At 40.9% G+C, this 3,101-nt stretch carries 2 protein-coding genes; one reads left to right on the top strand and one right to left on the bottom strand.

The annotated features are described in order from the left end of the window. Positions 1-714: 714 nt before the first annotated feature. Complete coding sequence (locus AN486_RS26280) at positions 715-1,287, bottom strand: PleD family two-component system response regulator (RefSeq protein WP_053540590.1); 573 nt, start codon at positions 1,285-1,287, stop codon at positions 715-717. Positions 1,288-2,184: 897 nt separating this feature from the next. Between AN486_RS26280 and lipA the strand changes: the two genes are divergently transcribed. Next, positions 2,185-3,081 carry a lipoyl synthase gene (gene lipA / locus AN486_RS26275; RefSeq protein ID WP_053540589.1) on the top strand — a complete coding sequence of 299 codons (897 nt, stop codon included), beginning with the start codon at positions 2,185-2,187 and terminating at the stop codon, positions 3,079-3,081. Positions 3,082-3,101: the final 20 nt, after the last annotated feature.

Raw genomic sequence — 3,101 nt, 5'->3', positions numbered from 1 at the left:
AATTATACAATTTGACTCATTGATTTTATTAATGAGTTTAAGTTTTAATGCTGTTTTTAAGTTTATTTCTAGAAGGATATAAGTTATGATTAAGTCTTGATAGACTAACAATAAAATTATATTATATTTTCTGCCAGAAACCACCCTCATTCTTTATTGCTTCTTATTGAGAATGTATCTGAATCAATTTTCCTATCTAAAATTTGTTTTTTTATAGATAAATGTATTCTTTTACTCATTTTTCATCAATTTACCTCCGTAATCACCGTTTGTGACAGTCAAGGGTGCGGAATGTGGGGCAAGAAAGTTGCTGAGGGTTTTAAAGAAACAATGGAGATTTTCTTTGATGATTTTTTGCCACAGTGGAACTATACTGCTAAACCACAACAACATTTAGAATTGTAAGTTATTTAATCCACATTCCTTAATAATTTTTGAAATCTTATTCTATGTAGGGCTTGCTGAATAAACCTATAACCCAGACGCATGAAGAGTTTCATCTGTATGAAAGATAAATGAGGTGCAAGGAAAGTGTGATCATAGCATCAAAAATCGTTCAATTTTCCAGACTTGATATTACTTCTAACTTCTTCTAAATCCTCCTGATAGCGAAGCGTGGCGTTAGCCATACTCCTGAACTTCTAGCCCTCACAGACAACTTTTTCAGCAAACCCTATGTAGTTTCATTTTAATTTGGCATTACCAAAGAAAAAATTACTTAATTTTCTGTTTAATAAAAGTCACAACTTGATTAAGCTGTTTCTTCAAGTTATCAATTTCTCCTTGCATCTTGATAATTTTATCATTTAGTAATTTGATCTCAGCAGATGAATCTACGGCATTTATAGCAACTGGGGCAGGCTGTTTATTTGCAGGATTCACTGGGGGTATATTTAAGTCTAGACGCTCCTTTTTCGACTTCAGCATTGCTGACTTGATAGCGCCAACGAGTTGCTTTTGATCAAAAGGTTTGCCTAAAAATTCAAAATATTCAAATGGTTCTACAAATTTTTCCGTTACCTCTTCCTTGCGTCCTGACATGATTACCAAAGGAATTTTCCGCAATTCTGGTTGAGCCTGGATTTTCTGGAAAACTTCCCAACCACTCATTTTTGGCAACAAAAAATCTAGCATGATCAAGCTGACTTTTTCCTTGAGGATGAGGTTGTATCCTTCTAACCCATCCTTGGCTTCTATCACCTCAAAATTACCTGGTGGTAACATTTCTCGTACTTTTACCCTGACAACGGTAGTGTCGTCAATAACTAAAATTTTGTTACTTGCCACAACTGATTACTCTACTAAAAATTTTATGTTTAGATGGCTGGTTGCCGAGTGCTTTTAAGAATTCTCTCACTATATCCAAAATTTATGTAGATTGGGGGGGGAGTATTTTCTGACATAAATTTCCGAAATCACAGGAGTTGTAGGAAACTTTCACTGATGTTTTGATCAATTTGTATCATAGTTGTGTAGGTAGACTACACACAACTAATATCCTGTGTAGTGAAAGATTTATTAGTCTAACTTCTCAGTTTGGGGTATATCTGGAATTACAGTACCTCTATGTAAATAGTCATTACGCGCTCTTACTTTTTGCCTAATTAACAAATCGTTATGTCAGTAACCCAGCCCTAAAGGGACTGGGCTTGCAAGAGTAATCAAGCAAGCCGTGCTGACCAGACCACCCTGAGCGGCTTGCCCTGAGCGAAGTCGAAGGGAGTCGAAGGGTAGCCGTTATTTGAGTCACGACACCCACCGAATGCGTTCGCGCCAGCGTGCCGTCAGGCATAGCTAGTTCCCTGCTCTGTCATTTGCAATTAAACAGTTTTAAGGTCACTGAAATAGTGTTGCAAGTCTAAAAAGCTCTTATAACTGGTCGTTCGCGCCAGCGTGCCGGAGGCATCTAGCTAACATTACCCCAGAAATGAGAGGCTATGAGTGAGCAAAACATTATGCGTACAGAGTTGAGAATTTTGAATCGGTAATTGTCCCGTTGAAAGTGCATTACAAAAGTACCCCGAATTTCCCAACTCCAAGGCGGTAATGAAAAAATATTCAAGGCGGTTAAAACCGTGGTCAGTGAGCAGTTCGGCAAGCTCACTGTAACACTTGTCGAACTGCTCGTGCCGTTTCCCTCTCAGGGCTAAAGCCACGCTCGTTTCCCACTTACCGGGTATTCTTATGAATTCTCCACAACAAGTTGATATCAAGTCAGAAATTATGACTATGCCTAGCTGGTTGCGTCGTCCCATCGGCAAAGCCAGTGAAATCTCTACTGTCCAACGTATCATTAAGCAGCGACAAATTCACACAATTTGTGAAGAAGGGCGTTGTCCGAATCGGGGTGAATGCTACGCCCAAAAAACGGCGACTTTTTTATTAATGGGTCCAACTTGTACCCGCGCTTGTGCTTTTTGTCAGGTAGATAAGGGTCATGCGCCAATGGCGTTGGATGAGGAAGAACCCCAAAAGGTGGCAGAATCAGTACGGCTTTTAGGGTTGCGGTATGTGGTATTAACTTCTGTCGCCCGTGATGACTTGGCTGATGGGGGGGCTGGTCATTTTGTGAGGACAATGGAGACTATTCGCCAGATGAATCCCGATACTCAAATTGAGGTGCTGACATCGGATTTTTGGGGTGGTGGGGGTGTGGCAGTCCAATGTCACAGTTTAGCGATGATTATTCAGGCTCAACCGGCTTGTTTTAACCATAATGTCGAAACAGTCCGTAGGTTAACTCCAACTGTGCGCCGAGGGGCAAAATATGACCGTTCGTTGGCTGTATTAGCGACGGTTAAGGAGTTGAATGATCAGCTTCCTACGAAGTCAGGTGTCATGGTGGGACATGGAGAAACTATGGAGGAATTAATTGAGACAATGGCGGATTTGCGATCTGTAAAATGCGATCGCCTCACCATTGGTCAATATATGCGTCCTTCTTTAGACCATCTACCTGTTAAAAAATATTGGACTCCAGCGGAATTTACAGAACTGGGCAATATAGCCAAGGAAATGGGATTTAATCACGTCCGTTCCGGTCCCCTGGTTCGCAGTTCCTATCACGCTGGGGAGGAGTAGGGGGAGTAGGGGGAGTAGGG

This window comes from Anabaena sp. AL93 (assembly GCF_001672085.1).
GTDB classification, from domain to species: domain Bacteria; phylum Cyanobacteriota; class Cyanobacteriia; order Cyanobacteriales; family Nostocaceae; genus Dolichospermum; species Dolichospermum heterosporum.
The sequence above is the reverse complement of the archived record's forward strand: the minus strand, read 5'-3'. Positions and strand labels throughout refer to the sequence as shown.

Excerpts from the sequence above, each read along its gene's own strand:
- lipA (WP_053540589.1), top strand. The coding sequence starts at position 2,185 with ATGAATTCTCCACAACAAGTTGATATCAAGTCAGAAATTATGACTATG.